This window comes from Staphylococcus sp. CoH_129_LAB_1 (assembly GCF_058191515.1).
Genome location: NZ_JBXWKZ010000017.1, coordinates 10,037 through 30,452, shown reverse-complemented (window position 1 = coordinate 30,452; position 20,416 = coordinate 10,037). Strand labels below are relative to the sequence as shown.

Sequence of the window (20,416 nt, the reverse complement as noted above, 5' to 3'; positions counted from 1 at the left end):
CAAATCCCAGATGCTACTATAGAAGAAAAAGAGGCAGCAAAACAAAAAGTAGATGAAGAAGCTACAAAAGCAAAAGACAATATTGATCAAGCTATGACAAACGACACAGTAGATCAAGAAAAAGTAACTGGAAATATTGCGATAAATAATATCCAACCAGAAGTGGTTAAAAAAGCAGAAGCAAGACGAGCAATTGATGAAGTAACAAGAGTTAAAAAGACTAAAATCGATCAAATCCCAGATGCTACTATAGAAGAAAAAGAGGCAGCAAAACAAAAAGTAGATGAAGAAGCTACAAAAGCAAAAGAGAATATTAATCAAGCAACAACTAATAGTGCAGTAGATAAAGCTAAAATATCTGGTCAAACTATCATCGACAATATTCAAGCAGAAGTAGTTAAGAAAGCAGAAGCAAGACAAGCAATAAATGAAGCAGCAATTACTAGAAAAAAACAAATTGATCAAGATAATTCAACAACAAAAGAAGAAAAAGACGTGGCCAAACAAAAAATTGAAGAAGAGGTTATTAAAGCTCAAAGAAATATTGATCAAGCTATAAATAATTCAGATGTAATTAATGAACAAACAAATAGTGTAACTGCCATAAATAGCATAAACGCTATAGCACTGAAAAAAGTACAAGCTAAAAAAACTATAGATGATGAAGTAAATGTTAAAAAATCAGAAATTGACCATAATTATGAAGCAACGGATGAAGAAAAAGCAGAAGCAAGACGTAAAGTAGATGAAGAAGCTATGAAAGCAAAAGAGAATATTAATCAATCTACAACGAATGAGACAGTAGATCAATCTGCTCAAACTGGTTATTCGATTATATCTAATATCCAACCAGAGACATTACAAAAATCTTTAGGTAGAAAAGCAATTGATGCTGAAGCAGCAATTAAAAAATCAGAAATTGATAATAATCGCAATGCAACTAAGGAAGAAAAAGAAGTAGCTAAACAAAAAGTAGATGAAGAAGTTACTAAAGCAAAACATAAAATCGATCAATCTACAACGAATGATAGTGTTAAACTAGCTAAAGAAAGTGAAATACATGCTATTGATGCAATTCAGCCAGAAACACTCAAAAAACCTGAAGCGAGAACTATCATAGATAATGTAGCTGAAGCTAAAAAAGTAGAAATAGATCAAACACCAAACGCAACAAAAGAAGAAAAAGAAGCAGCAAAACAAAAAGTAGATGAAGAAGTAAATAAAGCTAAAAAATCAATCGAAAATGCTTCTACTAATTCTGAAGTTGATATGGTAAGAGATAAAGGGACGAATGATATTAAGCAAATCCAAGTTGAAGTTGTCAAAAAAGCAGATGCTTTATCTAAATTGAAAATTGAACTACAAAAACTAAAAGACAAAGTATCATATGATCAGACCTTTACAATAGATGAAAAAAGATTAGTAAAACAAAATCTTGAAGAATCATACAAAAAAGCAGTAGAAAAAGTAAACCAAGCTCAAACTAATAAACAAGTTGATAATGTAAGAATGTACTATATTTTAGAATTCAAAAAAGCATTTCAAGTTGATAAAGTAAAATCAAAAGCTAGAGCTCAAATTTTTGAGGAAGCAAAAAAACGTAAAGATTATATCAATAGATTGACAACTGTTTCCGTAAATGAAAAAAATAAAGCAAACAATCTAATTGAATCTTATGTCATGAAGGCAATAAATAAATTAGCTATGGATATGACTACTGATGAAGTTATTGAATTAACAAAAGTTACTATCAATGAGATTGAACACGTTAAAGTTAAACAATTTGAAAACGAGTTTGGATTAGCTAATAAACAAGGGATGACATCTGAAAATTTAGATAATAAACTTAATTCAAGTACTAATCATTTAAAATTAGCTACTTTACCTAATACTGGTAATAATGGAAACTCATTATTATCTTTATCTGAATTCATGTTATTAAGCGGTCTTTTATTATTACTTAAGAGAAGAAAAAAAGAAAATTAATAATATAAAATACACTCCAAAAGTTATAATTCATTTAACTTTTGGAGTGATTTTATTTTTAAGAAAGTAAAAATTGTCCAGCTTCACTTCCAGCTACGTGTCCAGTCACTAACGCGCTCGTAATATTATACCCCCCCGTATAGCCATGGATATCTAACACTTCTCCACATAAAAATAAGCCAGGTTCGATTTTAGACATCATAGTTTTGGGCCATATTTCTTTAAGAGAAACACCACCACCTGTCACAAAAGCTCTTTCGATTGAAAGGGTACCATTAACAGTGAAAATGAAATGTTTGAAACATTCTACGAGTTGAGTCAACTGTTGGTTTGAAAGATGATGATATGTTGTGTTCTCGTCAATATTTGCTTGCTCTAATATAAACAATAAGTATCTGTCCTCTATTAATCCATGTAATGCATTTTTAATATATTTATCTGACTCTTTAGTTAAAATTTTTCTTATTTTACTTTCTAATTCTTGAAATGACAAATTTGGAAATACATCTAACTGCATTTTTATTTCCTGTTTTTTCTGATTCTTTTTCTCTTTGTAAACAAATTGACTACAGCGAAGTGCAGCTGGACCACTAATACCAAAGTGTGTAAAAATCATATCCATTTGATGACTAATACGTTTTTTTCCATTTTTCTTTAGAACTGATAATTCCACATTTTTTAAACTTAAGCCTTTAAGAGTTTGATTCTTAATAAAAGTTTCGTTTGATGTAATAGGTACCTCAGTAGGGAATAATTCCGTAATAGTGTGTCCTAAACTTTTAGCGAATTTATATCCATCGCCAGTGGAGCCGGTTTGAGGCACGCTCGTTCCGCCGGTCGCAATAATAACTGTATGTGATTTAAAGTCGCCTTGTTGTGTTTTTACTAAAAATGAATCATTATCATTTTTAATAATATCATTAACTATCGTTTCTTCTTTAATTTCAACGTGATTATTCTTAATTGTATTAACTAAGGTATCTACGATATCTTGAGATTTATTAGAAACTGGGAACATTCTTCCATGATCTTCTTCTTTTAATTTTATACCGCGGCTTTCGAAAAAATCTATTATTGACTCATTATCAAATTTTGAAAATGGACTATATAAAAATTTCCCATTTCCGGGTATGTTTTTAATAATTTCTTCATAGGGTAAGCGATTGGTCACATTACATCTACCACCGCCTGAAATTTTTAATTTTCTTCCCAAACCTTTTTTCTTCTCAATTAAGAGAACATTACGACTCTGTTCACTTGCAGCAACTGCTGCCATTAAGCCGCTTGGGCCACCGCCAATGACTATTGTTTGATACATATCCTAACCTCCGTTATCATACATTTATATTCTACATAAATACATATTATTTTGCGAACCGAAGTCATATTTTAAGTTAAAATGGCATATTAAATATATAAATAATTGAACTTATATTATTTTAGGATAATAATGGTAAGAATAATTATTTAAAAACTTAAAAAGAAACGAGAAACAATAAGTATTTTGTGATATATTTTATAGTAATGCAAGTCCTTAATATGTGCAGATGTAAAATGAGATAGTTTGATTAAATTAAAGATAGGAAGATTGAATATGAGTGAAAATAAAGAAATGGTGCGCGGAACCTTTTTAATTACATTTAGTATTTTAATTACTAAAATTCTAGGTGTTTTATTTGTAATTCCCTTTTATGCAATTATGGGTGCAAATGCGGAGGAAAAGTTAGCGCCGTTTAACTATGCTTATGTTCCTTATAACATTGCTATAGCTGTAGCCACAGCTGGTGTCCCTTTAGCAGCTTCGAAATTTGTAGCAAAATACAATGCAATAGGAGCATATAGAGTAGGTCAAAAACTCTATAAATCGAGTTTTATTGTCATGTCAATATCAGGTATTATAGGATTTTTAATATTATTTTTTTTAGCACCTGACATCGCGACAATTACTTTAGGTCAAAAAGAAGGAAAAGGTGGATGGTCAGTACCAGAAATCACTTGGATTATTCGTATCATAAGTATCGTAGTGGTATTCATTCCATTGTTAGCAACATGGCGTGGGGTATTCCAAGGATATCAATCTATGGGTCCTACTGCTGTATCAGAAGTTACTGAACAATTAGCGAGAATAGTTTTTATATTAATAGGTAGTTATTTAGTTTTAAATGTTTTTCATGGTACATATTTACAAGCCAATGGTGTAGCAACATTTGCTGCTGCTATAGGAGCAATTGCAGGTTTACTTACACTTTGGTATTACTGGAAAAAGCGTAAACCTTTCATACAAAAAATGGTAGAGTCTGATCGTACCGGATTAGATATCTCATATGGAAGTATGTACAAAGAAATTATTGCATACAGTATCCCATTTGTTATTGTAAGTTTGAATTTTCCATTATTTAATCTTGTTGATCAATTTACACATAATAATGCATTAGATGCAGCAGGATTCCATGCAAATAAAGACTATTTTTTTACGATTTTAAACTTTACAACGAATAAAATAGTCATGATTCCAACGTCATTAGCTGCAGGATTTGCAGTCAGTTTAATACCTTATATTACTAAAACATTTGCAGAAGGTCGTTTAACTGAAATGCACCGACAGATTAAAACATCTATTGGCGTTTTAATGTATATTACTGTTCCAGCAAGTTTAGGAATAATGGCATTAGCAGCACCGTTATATACAGTTTTTTATCAATATAATCCAGATGGAAATAAAATGTTATTTATATATGCACCTGTAGCAATATTAATTGCTTTACTAAGTGTAACTGCTTCGATGTTACAAGGTATAGATAAACAGAAGCTAACTGTATTTGTAATTTTAGGTTCAGTTATACTAAAATTAGCGCTAAATTTCCCATTAATTATGACATTCCGTACTGCTGGTGCAATTTTAAGCACAGCTATTGCTTTAATTTTTGCTATTACTGCTAACTTCTTTATTTTAAAAATCTATGCAAAATTTGAATTTACAGAAACGTTTGTACAAGTAGCGAAAATTTTTATCTATAGTTTAATTATGATGATTAGTGTTGAAATTGTTTATTTAATTTTAGGACATTTTATTCCTGTAGAACGTAAATTTGGAGCATCAATTATATTACTTGTTGGTGTTATTGTTGGAGCAATAATATATGGTAGTATTACGATTAAAAATCGATTGGCTGATCAGTTTCTTGGTGATTTACCAGCGAAAATTAGACGTAAAGTTGGATTTTTAAGATGAGATTAGACAAATTTTTATCAAATATGGGAGTTGGCACACGTACAGAAGTGAAGCAACTTTTAAAAAAAAATCATGTCAAAGTGAATGATGTGATAGAAAAAACTCCTAAAGTAAAAGTTAATCCTGACAATGATGTAATAACTGTGGATGGTAAAGTAATTAAATACATTAATTATGTTTATATTATGTTGAATAAGCCAAAAGGATATGTTTCTGCTACTTATGATGAGATAAACAAAACGGTAATAGATTTGATTACTGAATATCAGCATCTTGACATATTCCCAGTAGGAAGATTGGATAAAGATACTGAAGGTTTATTATTTATTACTAATGATGGTCAATTTAATCATCATTTAATGAGTCCATCTAAACATGTTTCTAAAACATATGAAGTGATATCAAAATATCCAATTAATGAAGAAGATATATTAGCTTTTGAAAAAGGAATAGAATTATCAGATGGCATGGTTAAACCAGCAAAGCTAGAAAAGATTAATGATACACTATCTATAGTAACTATTTACGAAGGAAAATACCATCAAGTGAAAAGAATGTTTCATTCAATCAATAATGAGGTATTAGAGTTAAAACGTCTTAAAATTTCAAATTTGACGTTAGATAAAAACTTAAAATCTGGAGAGTATCGTTTACTAACTCCTGAAGAACTAGGACTTTTACAATATTAAAAAAGAAATGAGGTAATATTATGGCTAAAAGTGCAGGTTTATTAAGAATCGTGGCAGGTATCGGTGCAGCAGCTGCTGCAGTAGCATTATCACGTGAAAGTAGTAGAAATAAATTAAAAGCTGAATATAATAAATATAAAGAAAATCCAGAGGGATATAAACAAAATGCTAAAGGATTAGTTAACGAAATTAGTTCAAAAGCGAATGAAACAATTCAAAACGTTAAAAATGATCCTCAAGGTTATGCAAAGCGTTTGAAAAATGATCCTAAGTCATTACTTGAAGACGAAAAATCTAAATTTATTAATGTAGAAAGTAAAAGTAACGATACACATCAGTTAGCTGAAGGTAAATTTGATGATGAAGGTGGCGCTACTGTTAACAATAATTTAAGAGTAGTCACTGAAGAAGATTTAAAAAACAACCATAATGCCTTAGATGATAGACACTAATTTATTTAAACGCCTGGGACAGTTATAGCTGTTTCAGGCATTTTTAATGTGTTAGTAGTTGTTGACTGAATCAAATACACACTTATATCAATCTTTTTAATTCTAATGGGACCCAAGCAAAGAGACTTTCAAAGAGAAAGTCTACGACCAACGCAAGCTGGATATTGGGGGTTTGGATGGGACGACGAAATCAAAATGAATTCTGTCCCAACATTATTTTATTTTTATATCTATCTGTAAATTTTCTGACATCTTATTGTCATTTGATACTAAATTTATGTAAAATAATAGGTATATCTATTGAAAAGGAAGTTGATCTCTAATGTGGAAAGAAAAAGTACAAGAATATGAAAGTCAAATCATTGAAGATTTAAATGGATTACTTTCAATAAAGAGTGTGAGAGATGACAGTCAAGCTTCAGAGGAAACACCGGTTGGTCCAGGACCTCGTGAAGCCCTTGATTATATGTATAAAATTGCTCAAAGAGATGGTTTTTCTACCCATGATGTTGATCATATTGCTGGAAGAATTGAAGCAGGTCAAGGTCAAGATGTATTAGGAATTTTATGTCACGTAGATGTTGTTCCTGCTGGAGATGGTTGGGATTCTGATCCTTTTAAACCTGTTGTCACAGATGACGCTATTGTGGCAAGAGGTACACTTGATGATAAAGGTCCGACTATCGCAGCATATTATGCAGTTAAAATTTTGAATGAAATGAATGTAGATTGGAAAAAACGTATTCATATTATCATTGGTACAGATGAAGAATCTGACTGGAAATGTACGGAGAGATATTTTAAAACAGAAGAAATGCCTGCTTTAGGTTTTGCTCCAGACGCTGAATTCCCTGCTATTCACGGAGAAAAAGGGATTACAACATTTGATTTAATCCAAAACGTAAGCTTACATCAATCTGATAATTCAGAAGCGGAACTTATCTCTTTTGATTCAGGTCAACGCTATAACATGGTACCTGACCATGCTAAAGCAAATGTTTTAGTTAAAGAAAATATGACGGATGTAGTTCAACATTTTGAGAATTATTTAGAACAACATAAATTAGAGGGAGAAGCAGTTGTAGATAATGGTGAATTGATACTCACTGTTGAAGGAAAAGCTGTTCATGGTATGGATCCATCACTTGGAGTGAATGCTGGTTTATATCTTATTGATTTCTTATCAACTCTTAATCTTAATCAAGCTGCAAAAGAATTTGCTGCATTTAGTAATCAATATTTACATGAATCTCATTTTGGTGAAAAAATGGGTATGAAATTCCATACTGATGTTATGGGAGATGTAACAACAAACGTAGGTATCATTACATATGATAAAGAAAAAGGTGGAAAATTTGGTATCAATTTACGTTATCCTAAAGGATTCGAATTTGAGGTTGCTTTAGAACGTTTTAAAAATGAAATTAAATCTCAAGGATTTGAAATAGAGTTAGGTAAAGTTCAACAACCTCATTTCGTAGATAAAAATGATCCATTTGTACAAAAACTTGTCAGTGCTTATAGAAATCAAACAGGTGATATGACAGAACCTTATACAATCGGTGGAGGCACTTATGCACGTAATTTAGACAAAGGCGTTGCATTTGGAGCTATGTTTGAAGATTCAGAGGATTTAATGCATCAAAAGAATGAATATATTACTAAAAAACAATTATTCAACGCAACAAGTATCTATTTAGAAGCAATTTATTCACTATGTGTGGAGGTATAAACAATGACAAAAGTATTTATTAACGGAGAATTTTTAAATCAAGAAGACGTAAAAGTTTCGTATGAAGACCGAGGTTATGTATTTGGAGATGGGATATATGAATATATTCGCGCATATAACGGTAAACTATTTACAGTAACTGAACACTTTGAAAGATTTCTTAGAAGTGCAAGTGAAATTCAAATTGATTTAGGCTATACTATCGAAGAATTAACAGATATCGTAAGACAACTTTTGAAAGTAAATAATATTCAAAATGGCGGAATTTACATTCAAGCTACAAGAGGAGTAGCACCAAGAAATCATTCTTTCCCAACTCCAGAAGTTAAACCTGTTATTATGGCATTCGCTAAAAGTTACGATCGTCCATATGATGACTTTGAAAATGGTATTAATGCTATAACAGTTGAAGATATTAGATGGTTACGTTGTGACATCAAAAGTTTAAACTTACTAGGAAATGTTCTTGCCAAAGAATATGCAGTTAAATATAACGCAACAGAAGCCATTCAACATAGAGGGGAAACTGTAACTGAAGGTGCGTCAAGTAATGTGTATGCGATTAAAGATGGTGAAATCTATACACATCCCGTTAATAATTACATTTTAAATGGTATTACTCGAAGAGTAATTAAATGGGTTGCTGAAGATTACAATATTCCATTTAATGAAGAGACATTTACAGTTGATTTCTTAAAAAATGCAGATGAAATCATTGTGTCTAGTACATCTGCTGAAGTAACACCAGTCGTTAAAATTGATGGCGAAATTGTAAATGATGGCAAGGTAGGTCCAATTACTAAAAAATTACAAGAGGGATTTGAAAAATATATTGAATTAAAAAGTATCAAGTAACTTTAAATTTCTTCAACGATGATGTTTAGGATATGTTATAATATTTATAAAGCATTTCGGGATTTTAGCTTTTTCACACTAGTAAAATGTATCATTTTGTTTCTCATTTTCAGTTGAAAAATTAAGCTAAAAATTATAAAATCATCATTGAGTGATTAAAGAGACAGGTAAAAAATTTAAATGATTTGGGGACATTTAAATATTAGTTTTGCCAATAAAATAAAGTTAGAAATATAATCAATCGTTAGCTGAATAGCGATGATTAAATTAGAATATATGGCTCTTGAAAAACTATATTTCTCGAGCCATTTTCTAATTGAAAGTGAGGTGAACGAGTTGGAGCAGTTTTATCAATTAGGGTGGACACTTGATTCTGCTGGCGGAGCATCTGGCGAAGCGTATATGGCTGAACAAGATGGACAAAAATTATTTCTTAAGCGTAACTCAAATCCATTTATTGCAGCATTATCTGCAGAAGGTATTGTACCTAAGTTAGTTTGGACAAAACGTATTGAAACAGGCGAAGTTGTAACAGCACAACATTGGAAAAATGGCAGAGAGCTTACGCCATCTGAAATGTATCAAAGAAGAGTTGCTGAACTTCTAAAAAAAATACATGGTTCAAAACCACTACTCAATATGTTAAAACGTATGGAAATGGAACCTATTACCCCGAATATTATGTTAAAGAAAATCAATGCTTCTTTATCTAGAGAAGTATTAACCCATCATGTAATTCGAAAAGCATTAACTTACTTAGAAGAACATATTCCTAATTTAGATCCACGTTTCTTTACAGTAGTTCATGGCGATGTTAATCATAATAACTGGTTACTTTCTGATCGTGATGAGTTATTTTTAGTAGATTGGGAAGGTGCAATGATTGCTGATCCAGCCATTGATATTGGTATGCTGCTATACAACTACGTTCCAAAACAACAATGGTCTAACTGGTTTAACACATACGGTGTTAAAGAAAGTATGGATTTAAATAAACGTATGAAATGGTATACTGTGATTCAATCCATTGGCATGATTCAATGGTATGAAGAGCAAAAAAGATTTAAAGATATGAACACTTGGCTCAAATTTTTAAATGAGGTAATGAATAGTAATTTATTTATTTAAGGAGATTTAATACATGAGAGTCCGATATAAACCATGGGCAGAAGATTATTTGAAAGAGCATCCTGACTTAGTAGATATGGATGGTGCACATGTTGGTAAAATGAGTGATTGGTTTGATAAAAAACAGCCAATCTATATTGAAATCGGCTCAGGAATGGGGCAATTTATTACTACACTTGCTGAGCAACATCCTGAAATTAATTTTGTTTCTTTAGAACGTGAAAAAAGCGTTATGTATAAAGTACTAGATAAAGTGAAAGATAAAGGACTCACAAATTTAAAATTAATTTGTAATGATGCAATCGAACTAAATGAGTACTTTAAAGATAATGAAGTATCTAGAATTTATTTAAATTTCTCTGATCCTTGGCCTAAAAAAAGACATGCAAAACGTCGTTTAACTTATCGAACTTTTTTAGCTCTATATGAACAAATTCTTAAAGAAGATGGAGAAATACATTTTAAAACAGATAATAGAGGCTTATTTGCTTATAGTCTTGAAAGCATGTCACAATATGGAATGTATTTTACAAAGTTAAATTTGAATCTTCATGATGAAGACGATGAAGATAATATATTAACTGAATATGAGAAAAAGTTTTCTGATAAAGGCTCACGTATTTATAGAATGGAAGCTAAATTTCATAAAAATTAATAAATGATATATTAAATGTAATACACGCGAGTAAGAAGAGAATATATTCTTACTCGCGTGTCGTGTATTGTATTAACAGTATTTGCTTTTTATGATAAATATAAGTATATATACTTATATTTATCGAAAAGGATAGTTAAATATATAACTTGTATTGAACCCTTAGTTTAGTATACTATCTCAAAGGTTTGTTTCCTATAATGTTGGGGAAACAAGCCTTTTAATTTTATTTTAATAACATATTTTATATCATAAAAATTAATGATACTTTTCTTCAATAGTTAATATTTCACCAGTATGTGCATCAGCATAGAATGTATATTCTATATTATGATTATTTTTATTTTGAGTAATGCCACCTTGATAAACAAGACGATTTAAATATTTTTCTTCATTTTGTATAGGTTCATGAAGAATGTAAGAACCTTTAATATCCATAAAATATGATTTTACTTCCTCTAATATTCTATCGGGGTTCTTTACTTTTTTGTTTTTCATTGTGCGACATAGTATAAAAGCCGTAGATACCCCTATAGTGATTACGATGGGGATTGAGATATATTTTATAGTTTGACGAGTCATAATTATCGAATCTAACCTTTCTATTAATAATTCTTATTATTAGTTTACCATAATCAAAATGATATAATAAATTTAAGGAGCGTGTTTATGTAATGGAAAACGATAAAACTTTACTTCGTATAAAAACATTAACAGAATTACATGGAGCACCAGGCTTTGAAGAAGAAGTGCGTGACTACATGAAAAAAGAAATGACACCCTTTGTAGATGAAGTGATAACAACTCATATGGGAAGCATTTTTGGTGTGAAAAAATCAAAAAATACAAATGCAAAGCGTGTGATGATAGCGGCTCATATGGATGAAATTGGCTTTATGATTACGAACATCACTCAAAATGGCATGTTACAGTTTACTAATTTAGGCGGTGTATCTAACGATATATGGCAAGGACAACGACTGCAAGTTAAAAATAGAGACGGCGAAAAAATTGTTGGTATCGTTTCGAATATACCAAAACATTTTAGAACAGGTAATGAAGCGGTTCCAGAGATTAAAGATTTAATGTTAGATATAGGTGCAGAAAGTGATAAAGAAGTTCGATCACGTGGAATAGAAATAGGAGACACAATTGTTCCTTATACACCCTTTACTCAATTATCTGAGCATCGATATAGTGCAAAGGCATGGGATAATCGTTATGGTTGTGTCTTAGCAATTGAAATATTAGAATTACTCAAAGATGTGGAATTAGATGTAGATTTATATGTGGGCGCAAATGTCCAAGAAGAGGTTGGATTAAGAGGGGCAAAAGCATCAACAGAATTAATACAGCCAGATATAGCTTTTGTTGTAGATTGTTCTCCTGCAAATGACATTAAAGGTAAGCAGCAATTGTCTGGTCAATTAGGTGAAGGAACGTTAATTCGAATTAAAGATGGCACAATGATTCTTTCACCACGTTTCAGAGATTATCTATTGGATTTAGTTGGTCAATTTGATATTCGTTCACAATATTATATTTCACCTGGTGGTACAGATGGGGGAGAAATCCATAAAGCAAATAAAGGTGTGCCTACAGCAGTTATAGGTGTATGCGCAAGATATATTCATAGTACAGATGCAGTATTTGATATAAGAGACTATTATGCTGCGCGTGAATTATTAAAACAAGCTGTGAGTAATTTAACAAATGAAACAATTTTAACATTACAATTTCAAAGTGAGGAGAAATAATATGATTACATTAGAAAGTGAAAAACAATATGAAGAATTGAAAAATGAACACACTGTATTTGAATTTACTGCTGGATGGTGTCCAGACTGTAAAGTGATTGAACCAGATTTACCGGAATTGGAAAAGAAATACTCTAATTTTAAATTTGTATCAGTAGATCGAGACAAATTTATAGATTTAGCAATTGAAAATGATATTATGGGAATTCCAAGCTTTCTTGTATATAAAAAGGGTGAATTAGTGGGAAGCTACATTGGAAAAGAACGAAAATCAATTGATCAAATAGATTCATTTTTAAGTCAATATGTATAAATGAGTAATTAAGACTTAAATTTTTATTTCCATGTGATAGAATAGCCTAATTTTTCTGTAATTGAATCTCTTTTTATTGTAAAATATTGTAAGGTGCGAAAATAGGAGTGTTTTAATATGAACGTCTTTCAAATGAGAGATACACTAAAACAACGTTTAAAACATTTAAACGTTGATTTTAAGTTTGATCGTGAAGAAGAAACTTTACGTATATATAGACGAGATAATTCTAAAGGTGTAACTATCAAGCTTAATGCAATTGTAGCGAAGTATGAAGAGCAAAAAGATAAAATCATAAATGAAATTATCTATTATGTTGAAGAGGCAATTGCACAAATGGATGATAATGGTCTATCTAAAATAAAAGATATTCAAGTTATGCCGGTAATAAGATCAACGAGTTTTGATAAAAAAACTAAAGAAGGTCATCAATTTGTTATGGAAGAACATACTGCAGAAACTAATATTTATTATGCACTTGATTTAGGAAAATCGTACCGATTAATTGATGAAAGTATGTTAAAAACATTAGGTTTAACTTCACAACAAATTAAAGAAATGTCGTTGTTTAATATACGTAAACTTGAAAACAAATATAAAACAGATGAAGTAAAAGGAAATATTTTTTATTTTATCAATTCAAATGACGGATATGACGCAAGTCGTATTTTAAATACAAAATTTTTAAATGATATTGAGACACAATGTGAAGGTGAAATGTTAGTCGCTGTCCCTCATCAAGATGTATTAGTTATTGCTGATATACGCAATAAAACTGGTTATGATGTTATGGCACACTTGACGATGGAATTTTTTACTAAGGGACTTGTACCTATTACTTCACTTTCATTTGGCTATCAAAAAGAACATTTAGAGCCGATTTTTATTTTAGGAAAAAATAATAAACAAAAAAGAGATCCAAATGTTATTCAGCGTTTAGAAGCTAATCGTAAAAAATTTAATAAAGATAATTAATAATAAGTTAAAAGGAGAATTTAAATGAATTTATTTTATAATAAAGAAGGCGTAGGGGACGTTGCATTTTTACAAATTGAACCAACAGATGGGCCTTTTGAATATGAAATAAAAAATAATGTTGTTGCTATTAAGCATGAAAATAAAATTGTTGGATTTAATATTTTTGATTTTTCAAAAGTATATTCAGTCAATAGTAACGGGCATATTAAATTAAATGAAGAGCTCGTAGAAGCTTTACAACAGTCAATTACAAATGCAGATTTTGATTATCAACTTGAGGCTGATTTATCACCTAAATTTGTTGTAGGATATGTGAAAACAAAAGAAAAGCATCCTGATGCAGATAAACTAAGTATTTTGAAAGTTGATGTTGGTAATGAAGAACTACAAATTGTGTGTGGTGCGCCAAATGTAGAAGCAGGTCAAAAAGTTGTCGTAGCTAAAGTTGGTGCTGTTATGCCAAGTGGAATGGTAATTAAAGACGCTAAGTTACGTGGTGTTGACTCAAGTGGAATGATTTGTTCAATGAGAGAATTAAATTTGCCTAATGCACCTCAAGAAAAAGGAATTATGGTATTGCCTGATGACTATAAAGTTGGCAATGCATTTTTTGATTAAAAAAAGTAGGAAGGATGTGGATGTATGAGTTGGTTTGATGAATTATTTGGCAATGATAATCATTCTGATGAAGAATTACTGAGACGAAAAAATAAACGTCGCCATAACTCAGAAACACAACAGAATGGTGAGCATACCTTACTTCCTGAAAATGATGATATATATGATCGTCCACGTGGGAATTTTCGTTTTCCTATCGATTTAGGGCAAGATGTTGAAACATATGATGAAGCGGTTTACAGAGAAGTTGATGAAGATAAATATATGTCACAAAAACAGCCTAAAGCTGATAAAGAATATGGTTATGACGAAATAAATAATAATAACAATTATACTCAAACTTATGACAGTGCAACAGATACTAGAAAACGTAGAAGAAGACAGTATACGAATCATGATGATACTGGTGTTCCTTCAATTAAAGAAAGACCATCTAATAAACGTAATAAGCCATCAAATAGTAAACAGTCAAGAGAGAGTAATAATAGAAAAACAACTTCTCAATATCATAATTATACGAATAATCATTCTCATATGAAATTACAATCGGAGCGTTTTAAATCAAATTATAAAACGGCATCGAATTCTACATATCACCATTCAAATTTTAGAACTTCAGAAGTACCGTCTGCAGTATTTGGTACGAAAAAGCGTCGCCCAATTGAAAATGGTGTCATTCCTCCATTAAAAGATAGGGAAGGTAATGAAGATTATAATGAAGTTAAAAACAATTCAAAACAAGATCAAACGGCACACCGAGTATCTGATAATGATGTAAAAACAAACACAAACGAGTCTAAAAATGAATCATTGACTCAATCTAAGTATGAAGATAACGTTTCTTCAAATGTTAATGATCAAAATTCTAATATTTATGAAACTACTTCTTCAGAAAGTATTGTTCCTAATTTCTCTCAAAAAGATAATACAGTGAATATTGAGAATATTTATGCGTCACAAATAGTAGAAGAAATTAGACGCGAAAGAGAAAAAAAAGCACAACAAAAACGTAAGTTTAAAGAAGCGTTACAAAATAAACGTCAACAATCAGCGGATAATGATGATGGAATACAAAAAGTAATTGATGAAATGTATGCAAATCAAGCTAAGCAATATATTGGAGAAAGTTCTCTAGATTATGAAGAAAATATCGATGAAGAGAGAATGATTCAAACAGAAAATAGTACTGATAAAATTGAAAATTCAAATGTGAATACTACTAATACTCCTATACGTGATAAAGAGACTCATACTGATTCAAATACGTCTAATTTTGGTGACAATGATGACCAGTATCAATACGAGGAAATTGATTTAAATTATGTTCCAAGTATTCAAACTGTTAATGAAAAAGACGTAGAAATACAAGAAGTCAATGATACAACATCTAAAGACGAACATAATGATGAACAATTGTCAGAAGATAATTTTAAATCAGCACCTATCCATTTTACTAAAGACCATCGTCAGCATCTTAATGAAAGTGAAGACTTGGATTTAAGTAAAGTAGATGAATCGCAAGAAAACAGTGATATTTCAAAAGAAGAAATAGAGGAAGCAGAGTATCATGAGATGAACACTTCTTCGAATCAAGATACAACGAAACAACCAAACAATAGCGATGATGACACTGAACATTTAATTGATAACACAATAGAGACAGATACTGAATATGCTTATGAACAAGAGAAACGTAACGATGATTTAGTTCATGAATCATCATCTAATACTGATGATGAAAAGGTAGAAGATGATGAAAAACAAATAGTTAAAAATGATTCATCATCATCTATTAAATCTTCAATCATGCCGGGCAGTAGACCTTTTAACGTTTTGATGACTCCATCAGATAAAAAGCGCTTGATGGATACTAAAAAAATGAAAAAATCTAATAAAGTCAGCGTTCCAGAATTAAAACCTGAAACAAAATTAAAAAGTAAATCAGCTAGTCCAAAAAGTCTAAGTCCTTCAGTACAAACTACCAATAGTCAAGAAGAGAATACTACAAAAAATACTTATGAACCGTCTAGTCAAGATAATCATCACGAAGATGAAACAAGGGAACTTTCAGATGTAGAAAATGAAAATGTCCAAGCAACATCTATGACAATAGATTCTAATAATGAAGAGCAAGTTGGTAAAGAAGAACATGAAAGTAAATCTGCAATTAGAAAAGGTCCTAATATTAAATTACCAAGTCTTGAATTATTAGATGATCCAGAAATTCATCAATTTGATGAAACATGGATTGAAGAGAAAAAGCAGGAATTAAATGATGCATTTTATTACTTTAATGTTCCGGCAGAAGTTCAAAATGTGACTGTAGGTCCGAGCGTTACGCGATTTGAATTAGCTGTTGAAAAAGGTGTAAAAGTTTCAAGAATTACTGCTTTGCAAGATGATTTAAAAATGGCACTTGCCGCTAAAGATATAAGGATCGAAGCACCTATTCCAGGTACAAGTTTAGTAGGTATTGAAGTACCAAATCAAAATCCTTCAAAAGTAAGTTTGAAATCAATTTTAGAGTCACCTAAATTTAAAAATACTGAATCTAAATTAACAGTGGCCATGGGTAATCGTATTAATAATGAACCATTATTAATGGATATTGCTAAAACGCCTCATGCTCTAATAGCTGGAGCTACTGGTTCGGGTAAATCTGTATGTATTAACAGTATATTAATGTCATTGTTATATAAAAATCATCCAGAAGAATTGAGATTATTATTGATTGATCCAAAAATGGTTGAATTAGCACCGTATAATGACTTACCACATCTCGTTTCACCAGTTATTACAGACGTTAAAGCAGCTACCCAAAGTTTAAAATGGGCTGTTGAAGAGATGGAAAGACGTTATAAATTGTTTGCACAATATCATGTGCGTAATATTACTGCTTTTAATAAAAAAGCATCATATGAACAACGTATGCCTAAGATAGTCATTGTTATTGACGAATTAGCAGATTTAATGATGATGGCTCCACAAGAAGTAGAACAATCTATTGCTAGAATTGCTCAAAAAGCAAGAGCTTGTGGAATTCATATGTTAGTAGCAACACAGAGACCTTCAGTTAATGTTATTACTGGACTTATTAAAGCTAATATACCAACTCGTATTGCATTTATGGTATCTTCAAGCGTTGATTCTAGAACTATTATTGATAGTGGAGGCGCTGAAAGACTATTAGGATACGGAGATATGCTATATTTAGGTAGTGGTATGAATAAACCTATACGTGTACAAGGTACATTTGTATCTGATGAAGAAATTGATGATGTCGTAGATTTCATCAAAAAACAAAGAGAACCAGAATATTTATTTGAAGAAAAAGAATTATTGAAAAAAACTCAAACTCAAGCTCAAGATGAATTATTTGATGACGTTTGTAGTTTTATGGTCAAAGAAGGACATATATCTACTTCATTAATTCAACGACATTTCCAAATAGGTTATAATCGTGCAGCAAGAATCGTCGATCAATTAGAACAATTAGATTATATTTCTGGAGCAAACGGCTCTAAACCAAGAGATGTATATATTACTGAGGCAGATTTAAAGAAAGAATAATTTTAAAGGAGTTTTATGGATATGACGCATTATCATTTTGTCGGAATTAAAGGTGCAGGAATGAGTTCATTAGCACAAATTATGCACGATTTAGGTCATGAGGTTCAAGGTTCAGATATTGAAAAATATGTATTTACAGAAGTAGCACTTAAAAATAAAGGAATTAAAATCTTACCATTTAGTGCTGATAATATTCATGAAGGGATGGTTGTTATTCAAGGAAATGCATTCCCTGATACACATGAAGAAATCGTTAGAGCACATGAATTAAAAGTGGATGTGATTAGATATCATGATTTTCTTGGTCAAGTCATTAATCAATATATATCAGTAGCAGTCACAGGTGCTCACGGTAAAACGTCTACTACTGGTTTATTATCTCATGTAATGAATGGAGATAAGAAAACATCATTCTTAATTGGTGATGGTACAGGAATGGGATTACCAGGAAGCGATTATTTTGCGTTTGAAGCGTGTGAATATCGACGTCACTTTTTAAGCTATCATCCAGATTATGCAATTATGACAAATATTGACTATGATCATCCTGATTATTTCCAAGATATAGATGATGTTGCTAGTGCTTTCCAAGAAATGGCAAATAATGTAAAAAAAGCTATTATTGCTTGGGGTGACGATGAACATTTAAGAAATCTAAAATCAGATGTACCTATTTATTATTATGGTCTTAGTAAAAATGATGATGTATATGCAGATAATATACAAATAACTGAAAATGGCACGCAGTTTGATGTATATATTAATGGAGAATACTATGATCAATTTTTAACACCACAATATGGTAATCATAATATTCAAAATGCCTTAGCAGTCATTACAATTAGTTATCTTGAAAAAATGGATGTCAACAATATAAAAGAAGCTTTAGAAACATTTGGTGGTGTAAAACGTCGCTTTAATGAAACTTTTGTTTCAAAACAAGTATTAGTAGACGATTATGCTCACCATCCAAGAGAAATTAGTGCTACAATTGAGACAGCACGAAAAAAATATCCAAATAAAAATGTCGTTGCAGTATTCCAACCACATACGTTTTCAAGAACTCAAGCTTTCTTAGATGAATTTGCTGATGCATTAAGTAAAGCTGACCATGTATTTTTATGTGAAATTTTTGGTTCGATTCGTGAAAATACTGGAGATTTAACTATCCAAGATTTAATAAATCGTATTGACGGATCTGCGTTAATCGATGAAAATAGTATTGATGTATTAGAAAAATTTGATAATGCCGTTATTTTATTTATGGGTGCTGGAGATATTCAAAAAATTCAACGTGCTTATGAAGAAAAAATTGGTATGCCAAAAGAATTCTAATATGTTTATATATGATTATGATGGGTATTTATAATTAATGACTTTTATTTTAAAAGAATATTTAGGAGGCGTTTTTTATGCATTGGATTTTACCAATCGCTGGAATTATTGCTGCTATTGCATTCTTAATTTTATGTATTGGGATTGTCGTAGTTTTAATTTCAGTTAAGAAAAATTTAGATCACGTGGCTAAAACACTTGATGGTGTTGAAGGTCAAGTTCAAGGTATTACTCGTGAAACAACTGATTTACTTCACAAAGCTAATCGCTTAACTGAAGACATTCAAGGTAAAGTAGAACGTTTAAACTCTGTTGTTGATGGCGTTAAAGGTATCGGCGACTCAGTTCAAACTTTAAATAGTTCAGTTGATCGTGTAACTAACTCAATTACACATAATATTTCTCAAAATGAAGATAAAATTTCTCAAGTAGTTCAATGGTCAAATGTTGCAATGGAAATTGCTGACAAATGGCAAAATAGACACTACCGTAGAGGAAGTGCAAACTACAGAGCTAACTCTGTAGCTAATGATGCAAATCAAAATTACACTACAAACGTTGAGAAAAACTTTTAATATGATTCAATCAAATGCACTTAAATGAGGTTTTTACTTGTTTAAGTGCATTTCTTATAGGAGGAATAAATATGAGTAAGAAATATAATCGTGACGCATTTGAAACAAACAACACAGGTAACGATTTACATGGTAAAGGTTCGAATCAGCAAGAAGATATAGCGCAAAATAGTGCAACAAAACATTATGATAGAGACGCATTTGAAACAAACAATGCAGGCAATGATTTACAAGGACGTGGAGCTAATCAACCAAATGGTGATGCTCACACAAATGCGACAAAACATTATGATAGAGACGCATTTGAAACAAACAATACAGGTAATGACTTACAAGGACGTGGAGCTAATCAACCAAATGGTGATGCTCACACAAATGCGACAAAACATTATGATAGAGATGCATTTGAAACAAACAATACAGGCAATGATTTACATGGACATGGAGCTAATCAACCAAATGGCGATGCTCACACAAATGCGACAAAACATTATGATAGAGACGCATTTGAAACAAACAATACAGGTAATGACTTACAAGG

18 protein-coding genes are annotated in these 20,416 nt (G+C 31.0%); 16 read left to right on the top strand and 2 right to left on the bottom strand.

The window, feature by feature from the left end:
• A partial coding sequence (locus AC2FB1_RS06650) for a DUF1542 domain-containing protein (RefSeq protein WP_490674489.1) occupies positions 1 to 1,986 on the top strand: 1,986 nt, incomplete at its 5' end.
• Between the two features lie 58 nt (positions 1,987 to 2,044).
• Here AC2FB1_RS06650 and AC2FB1_RS06645 read toward each other — a convergent pair.
• Positions 2,045 to 3,304, bottom strand: coding sequence for a BaiN/RdsA family NAD(P)/FAD-dependent oxidoreductase (locus AC2FB1_RS06645; RefSeq protein WP_490674488.1), 1,260 nt, complete (start codon positions 3,302 to 3,304; stop codon positions 2,045 to 2,047).
• Positions 3,305 to 3,580: 276 nt separating this feature from the next.
• Between AC2FB1_RS06645 and AC2FB1_RS06640 the strand changes: the two genes are divergently transcribed.
• The 7 genes from AC2FB1_RS06640 (at position 3,581) to trmB (ending at position 10,729) form a co-directional block, all read left to right on the top strand.
• Positions 3,581 to 5,218, top strand: coding sequence for a putative polysaccharide biosynthesis protein (locus AC2FB1_RS06640; protein WP_490674487.1), 1,638 nt, complete (start codon positions 3,581 to 3,583; stop codon positions 5,216 to 5,218).
• Positions 5,215 to 5,907 carry a pseudouridine synthase gene (locus AC2FB1_RS06635; RefSeq protein WP_490674486.1) on the top strand — a complete coding sequence of 231 codons (693 nt, stop codon included), beginning with the start codon at positions 5,215 to 5,217 and terminating at the stop codon, positions 5,905 to 5,907. The genes AC2FB1_RS06640 and AC2FB1_RS06635 overlap by 4 nt, the downstream gene beginning before the upstream one ends.
• Before the next feature lie 20 nt (positions 5,908 to 5,927).
• On the top strand, positions 5,928 to 6,359 hold the full coding sequence (locus AC2FB1_RS06630) for a YtxH domain-containing protein (RefSeq protein ID WP_490674485.1): 432 nt from the start codon (positions 5,928 to 5,930) through the stop codon (positions 6,357 to 6,359).
• A gap of 322 nt (positions 6,360 to 6,681) precedes the next feature.
• Complete coding sequence (locus tag AC2FB1_RS06625) at positions 6,682 to 8,091, top strand: Cys-Gly-3M3SH dipeptidase (RefSeq protein ID WP_490674484.1); 1,410 nt, start codon at positions 6,682 to 6,684, stop codon at positions 8,089 to 8,091.
• Positions 8,092 to 8,094: 3 nt separating this feature from the next.
• Complete coding sequence (gene dat / locus AC2FB1_RS06620) at positions 8,095 to 8,946, top strand: D-amino-acid transaminase (RefSeq protein ID WP_490674483.1); 852 nt, start codon at positions 8,095 to 8,097, stop codon at positions 8,944 to 8,946.
• A gap of 336 nt (positions 8,947 to 9,282) precedes the next feature.
• Positions 9,283 to 10,074 (top strand): phosphotransferase family protein, encoded by a 792-nt coding sequence (locus AC2FB1_RS06615; protein WP_490674500.1) that lies wholly within the window; start codon positions 9,283 to 9,285, stop codon positions 10,072 to 10,074.
• Between the two features lie 13 nt (positions 10,075 to 10,087).
• On the top strand, positions 10,088 to 10,729 hold the full coding sequence (gene trmB, locus AC2FB1_RS06610) for a tRNA (guanosine(46)-N7)-methyltransferase TrmB (protein ID WP_490674482.1): 642 nt from the start codon (positions 10,088 to 10,090) through the stop codon (positions 10,727 to 10,729).
• A gap of 258 nt (positions 10,730 to 10,987) precedes the next feature.
• Here trmB and AC2FB1_RS06605 read toward each other — a convergent pair whose 3' ends face one another.
• Positions 10,988 to 11,314, bottom strand: a complete 327-nt coding sequence (locus AC2FB1_RS06605; RefSeq protein ID WP_490674499.1) for a PepSY domain-containing protein — start codon at positions 11,312 to 11,314, stop codon at positions 10,988 to 10,990.
• An 89-nt stretch (positions 11,315 to 11,403) separates the two neighbouring features.
• Here AC2FB1_RS06605 and AC2FB1_RS06600 point away from each other — a divergent pair, with 89 nt between their 5' ends.
• The 8 genes from AC2FB1_RS06600 to AC2FB1_RS06565 form a co-directional block, all read left to right on the top strand.
• Positions 11,404 to 12,486, top strand: coding sequence for a M42 family metallopeptidase (locus AC2FB1_RS06600; RefSeq protein ID WP_490674481.1), 1,083 nt, complete (start codon positions 11,404 to 11,406; stop codon positions 12,484 to 12,486).
• 1 nt (position 12,487) lies between these two features.
• Positions 12,488 to 12,799 carry a thioredoxin family protein gene (locus AC2FB1_RS06595; protein WP_490674480.1) on the top strand — a complete coding sequence of 104 codons (312 nt, stop codon included), beginning with the start codon at positions 12,488 to 12,490 and terminating at the stop codon, positions 12,797 to 12,799.
• Positions 12,800 to 12,916: 117 nt separating this feature from the next.
• On the top strand, positions 12,917 to 13,774 hold the full coding sequence (locus tag AC2FB1_RS06590) for a DUF1444 domain-containing protein (protein ID WP_490674479.1): 858 nt from the start codon (positions 12,917 to 12,919) through the stop codon (positions 13,772 to 13,774).
• A gap of 24 nt (positions 13,775 to 13,798) precedes the next feature.
• Positions 13,799 to 14,395: a YtpR family tRNA-binding protein gene (ytpR, locus tag AC2FB1_RS06585; RefSeq protein WP_490674478.1), complete on the top strand. Its 597-nt coding sequence runs from the start codon at positions 13,799 to 13,801 to the stop codon at positions 14,393 to 14,395.
• Between the two features lie 24 nt (positions 14,396 to 14,419).
• Positions 14,420 to 17,965: a DNA translocase FtsK gene (locus AC2FB1_RS06580; RefSeq protein ID WP_490674477.1), complete on the top strand. Its 3,546-nt coding sequence runs from the start codon at positions 14,420 to 14,422 to the stop codon at positions 17,963 to 17,965.
• A gap of 21 nt (positions 17,966 to 17,986) precedes the next feature.
• Positions 17,987 to 19,300 carry a UDP-N-acetylmuramate--L-alanine ligase gene (gene murC / locus AC2FB1_RS06575; RefSeq protein ID WP_490674476.1) on the top strand — a complete coding sequence of 438 codons (1,314 nt, stop codon included), beginning with the start codon at positions 17,987 to 17,989 and terminating at the stop codon, positions 19,298 to 19,300.
• 77 nt (positions 19,301 to 19,377) lie between these two features.
• Positions 19,378 to 19,875, top strand: a complete 498-nt coding sequence (locus AC2FB1_RS06570) for a DUF948 domain-containing protein (RefSeq protein ID WP_002449680.1) — start codon at positions 19,378 to 19,380, stop codon at positions 19,873 to 19,875.
• A gap of 71 nt (positions 19,876 to 19,946) precedes the next feature.
• Positions 19,947 to 20,416, top strand: a 470-nt coding sequence (locus AC2FB1_RS06565) for a hypothetical protein (RefSeq protein WP_490674475.1), incomplete at its 3' end; no start/stop codon positions are given.